Source organism: Streptomyces sp. NH27, from assembly GCF_056859195.1.
The window spans coordinates 1-4,716 of sequence record NZ_JACEGK010000585.1; the positions used below are offsets into that span (position 1 = coordinate 1).

Genomic DNA, 4,716 nt, shown 5'->3' on the forward strand with positions numbered 1-4,716 from the left:
ACCCCGGACTGTTCGGCCCCGACTCGGTGACCTGGCAGATGCACGGCGACCCGATCATGTGGATCGCCGGCATCCGCGCGCTGTACCTCCAGGCGCTGCACCCGCGCGCGGTGCGCGGCGTCGCGCAGAACTCCGACTTCCGGCGCGACGCGTGGGGCCGCCTGCTGCGCACCGCGTCCTTCGTCGGCCGGATCACCTACGGGACCACGCCCGCCGCGGAGGAGGCCGGGGCCCGTATCCGCGGCATCCACCGCAGGCTCTCGGCGATCGACCCCGACACGGGCGAACGGTTCGGCGTCGACGACCCCGAACTGCTGCTGTGGGTGCACTGCGCGGAGATCGACTCGTATCTGAGCGTCGCGCGCCGCTCCGGCTACCCGCTCACCGACGCCCACGCGGACGCGTATGTCGACGAACAGCGCGAGGCCGCCCGGCTGGTGGGCCTCGATCCGGCCAAGGTGCCCGCCGACACCGCGCAGCTCGCCCGCTACTTCACCGAGGTACGCCCCGAACTGGCCGTCACCCCCGAGGCGTTCGACGTGGTCCGCTTCCTGAAGGCGCCGCCGGTGGCCGCCGCCCTGCGGCCGGTGCGGTTCGCGGTGTGGCCCGCGGTCTCGGGCACCGCCTTCGCCGCACTGCCGCGGTACGCTCACGAGTTGTACGGGCGGAGAGCGCCGTCGCGGGCCGCCGCGGACCTCCGCCTGCGGGCCGCCGGGCGGGTGCTGCGGGCCATCCCGGCCACCGTGCGCTGGCAGTTGCCGCCCGGCCACATCCTCAAGGCGGTCGCCCGGCTCGGCCCCGGCACCCGCCCTTCGGCCCGGCGCCTGCCGCCGAATGAACCCGAAGTGCCCTGATGCGCTGTCCCCTTATGTCGCCCTGCCCGGCCATACTGGGTGCGGGGAAGCACCGACGAGCACCGATGAGCACGGGGGCACGGCGCTGATGGAGGCTGGACACCACGACGGACAGTACGGACCCGCCGGCGCGGCACCGCTTGCCGGCACCGGCACCGGCATGGGGGCCGGGACGGACGCGAACGCAGGGGCGGGGACGGCGGCAGAAGCGACGCAGGCCATGGGGCAGGGTGGCGCCGGCACAGGCGCCACCACCGCCGACTCGGAAGGCGGCGGCGCGGGAGCCCGCGCCGACAGCATGCTGATCCAGGGCCGCTACCGGCTGCACGAACTGATCGGCCGCGGCGGCATGGGCGAGGTGTGGCGTGCGCTGGACGAGTCGCTGGGCCGCCGGGTGGCGGTCAAGTGCCTCAAGCCGATGGGGCATTCCAGCGACGCCGGGTTCACCCGGGTGCTCCAGGAGCGGTTCCGGCGCGAGGCGCGGGTGGCGGCGGCGCTCCAGCACCGCGGCATCACCGTCGTGCACGACTTCGGCGAGCACGACGGTGTGCTGTTCCTGGTGATGGAACTGCTCGACGGCCGCAATCTGCTCCAGGTCCTCGACGACGCCCGCCGGCACCCGCTGCCGGTCCCCGACGTCACCGACATCGCCGAACAGGTCGCCGCGGCCCTCGCCTACACGCATGCCCAGGGCGTCGTGCACCGTGACCTCAAACCGGCCAACATCATGCGGCTCACCGACGGCGCCGTGAAGATCTGCGACTTCGGCATCGCCCGGCTCGGCCACGACATCGGCTTCACCTCCCGCCTCACCGGCACCGGCGTCGCCATGGGCACCCCGCACTACATGTCCCCCGAGCAGATCGGCAACTCCGCCGTCGACCAGCGCAGCGACCTGTACTCGCTGGGCTGCGTGCTGTACGAACTCGCCACCGGGCACCCGCCGTTCGACCTCGGCGACGCCTGGTCGATCCTGGTCGGGCACCGCGACAACATCCCCGAGCCGCCGCGTGCCCAGCGCCCCGAGCTGCCCGTGGAGTTGGAGCGCCTCATCCTCGACCTGCTCGCCAAGGACCCCGAGGACCGCCCGCAGGACGCCGCCGACGTCGGCGGGCGGCTCAAGGCGATGCGCGCGGGGGACAAGATCGCCATCGCGACCGGCGCCGTACCCGACTGGGCGCGGGCACTGACCACCGGACCGCAGGCCCGCTCCACCCGGTCCCGTACGGTCGCCGTGACAGCCCGCCACGAACTGACCGGTGCCTGGTCCACCCGCACCATCACCGCGTCCGCCGACCCGGCCGCGCTCGCCGACCTCGCCGCCCGCCAGGCCGAGGCCGACGACCTCGGCCGGATCGGTAACTGGCAGCAGTCGTACGACCTGCACACCGTCGTCGCCACCGCCCGCGACCGCGCCCAGGGCACCGAACACCCCGACGCCCTGGCCAGCCGGCACGAAGCGGCCTACTGCCTGACCCGACTCGGCCGGTCCGAGGAGGCGTTGCGGCTGTACGCGTACGTCGCCGAGGTGCGGCGCCGGGTGCTGGGGCCCGACGACACCGACACGCTCGCCGCGCGGCACGAAACCGCGTACGCGCTCGGCTCGCTCGGCCGGCATCTGGAGGCCCACCAGGAGTTCTCCGCGGTGCTCGACGCGCGCGAGCGCACCGTAGGACCCGAGCACCCCGACACGCTGCGCTGCAAGCACAACCTCGCCTACAACCTGGCCCAGTTGGGCCGCACGCAGGAGGCGTACACCACCGCCGTCGAGGTCGCCGACACCCGATCGCGGGTGCTCGGCCCCGAGCACCCGGACACGCTCAGCACCCGGTTCGAGACCGGTTTCACCCTCGGCCAGGCCGGCCGCTGGGCCGAGGCGCTGGAGGTCTACCGGGAGGTCGGCGCGGTCCGCGCCCGCGTGCTCGGCACCGAGCACTCCGCCACGCTCGCCGTCCGCTACGAGACCGGCATCTGCCTGACCCGGCTCGGCCGCACCTCCGACGCCCTCGTGCTCTACGAGGACCTGGTCACCGTCCTCACCCGCACCGCCGGTTCCAGCGACGAGGAGACGCTGCGAGCCCGTCAGGCGCTCGGCGTCAACCTCGGCCGGCTCGGCCAGTGGGACCGCGCGCTGGCCGAGGCCCGCGACGTGGCCGCCGTCCGGCAACGCGTGCTGGGCGCCGACCACGCCGACACCCTCGTCAGCAAGCGGGAGATCGCGGTCTGCCTGGGCTGGCTCGGCCGCTGGAGCGACGCGCTGGGCGTCTACCGCGAAGTCGCCGACGCACGCGAGACGTTGCTCGGCCCCGATCACCCCGACACCCTCACCAGCCGCAACGACGAGGCCCGTTGCCTGGAACACCTCGGCCGCACCGAAGAGGCCCACGCCCTCTACCGCCGCGTCGCCGCCCACCGGGAGGACGGCCCCGAACGCCTTTAGCGCGCAGCGCGCTTGGGCGCTTCCTCGGCTCGGAGCACATCGATGTCCCCGCGGTCCTGACAGCGGTCCTGACAGCGGTGGTCACCGTGTCGAGCAGGGCGCGGTCGAGGCGTCGCCCCGCGCGCCCTGGAAGTGCTCACCGCCTGGTCGTTCGACGCGTTCGGCGCCGCTGGTCTGGAACGCCTCGAACCCCTCCACCAGCTCGACAACACGGCGTCCTGCCGCGTCGCGGAGAAGGGCGGTTACCGGTTCGACCGGCTCCTGCCGTCGGCTCCGCCGACCTACCCGCTCGACGACCACCTGCACATACGGCACGCGGCCACCTGACCGGTTCCGCCCGCGACCCGCGCGGGTGACGGCGGTGCAGCACCGGCCTCGTCGGCGCGCCCGAACGCCTCATCCCTGCCCGCGTGAGCCGGGAGACGGTCACCGTCACCATGCTCGACGAGGCCGAAGACCCGCGCCACGCGGGTCGGATCGTCCTGCCGTTGAGCCGTTGAGCCGTTGAGGGTCGTCGAACTGCTGAGTCGCCGAGAGCCGCTGACCGCACCCCGCCTCGTGTCCGGCGAGCGCACTCCGTCGATCACGCCGCCCGCGAACACGGCGGTCCCGGGCCGGACGGCGTGGCTAGCCTGGCGGCATGGGCGAAGTGGTGACGTACGAGGTCGACGGGGTGCGGCTGGTCTGCGAAGCGGAGGGGCCGGCCGGCGGGCCGGCGGTGCTGCTCCTGCACGGGCTGGGCGAGAACCGTGGTTCGTGGCGGGCCGTGTCGGCGGCGCTGGCGGCGGACGGCATGCGGACGTGGGCGGTCGACATGAGGGGGCACGGCGCGAGCGACCAGCCGGGGGAGTACGCGTACGAGGCCATGCGCGACGACGTGCTCGGCCTGATCGACGCGCTCGGGCAGGACCAAGTGGTGATCGTCGCGCACTCGATGGGTACCGTGCCCGCCTCGCTGGTGGCGATGGACCGGCCGGCGGCCGTGGCGCGGCTGGTGCTGGAGGAGGGCCCGCTGCCCTTCCCCGCCGAGCCGCGCCGCCCGGTGCCCGACGGCCCGGACGGCCCCACGCCGTACGACTGGCGGGTGGTACGGGATGTCGCGGTCCAACGCAACGCGCCGGCTGCCCGGCACTGGGACGGCCTCGCCGAGATCACCGCGCCCACCCTCGTGATCGCCGGCGGCCCGGGCAGCCACCTGCGGCAGGACCAGCTTGCACGGACCGCCGCGCGTATCCCGGACTCCCGGCTGGTGACGATCGACGCGGGGCACATGGTGCACGACGAGCGGCCGGCCGAGTTCATCGAGGTGGTGCGCGGATTCCTCGGCGCCGGGCCGGAGGCCGTGCGCGAAGCCGCATCGTAAGGCCGGGTTGTAAGGCCGAGGCGTGAGCCCACGCCGTAAGTCGGCGCGTAGGACCGGGT

Annotated in this window: 3 protein-coding genes and 1 pseudogene; all 4 read left to right on the plus strand. The window is 74.0% G+C overall.

From position 1 onward, the window contains the following. Positions 1-854, plus strand: an 854-nt coding sequence (locus AC13HU_RS32475; protein WP_483045568.1) for an oxygenase MpaB family protein, incomplete at its 5' end; no start/stop codon positions are given. Between the two features lie 298 nt (positions 855-1,152). Beyond that, complete coding sequence (locus tag AC13HU_RS32480; protein ID WP_483045570.1) at positions 1,153-3,294, plus strand: serine/threonine-protein kinase; 2,142 nt, start codon at positions 1,153-1,155, stop codon at positions 3,292-3,294. A gap of 99 nt (positions 3,295-3,393) precedes the next feature. Then, positions 3,394-3,621, plus strand: a pseudogene (locus AC13HU_RS32485) (GNAT family N-acetyltransferase); the annotation flags it as partial. Between the two features lie 313 nt (positions 3,622-3,934). Beyond that, positions 3,935-4,657 (plus strand): alpha/beta fold hydrolase, encoded by a 723-nt coding sequence (locus AC13HU_RS32490; protein WP_483045569.1) that lies wholly within the window; start codon positions 3,935-3,937, stop codon positions 4,655-4,657. The last annotated feature ends 59 nt before the right edge of the window (positions 4,658-4,716 follow it).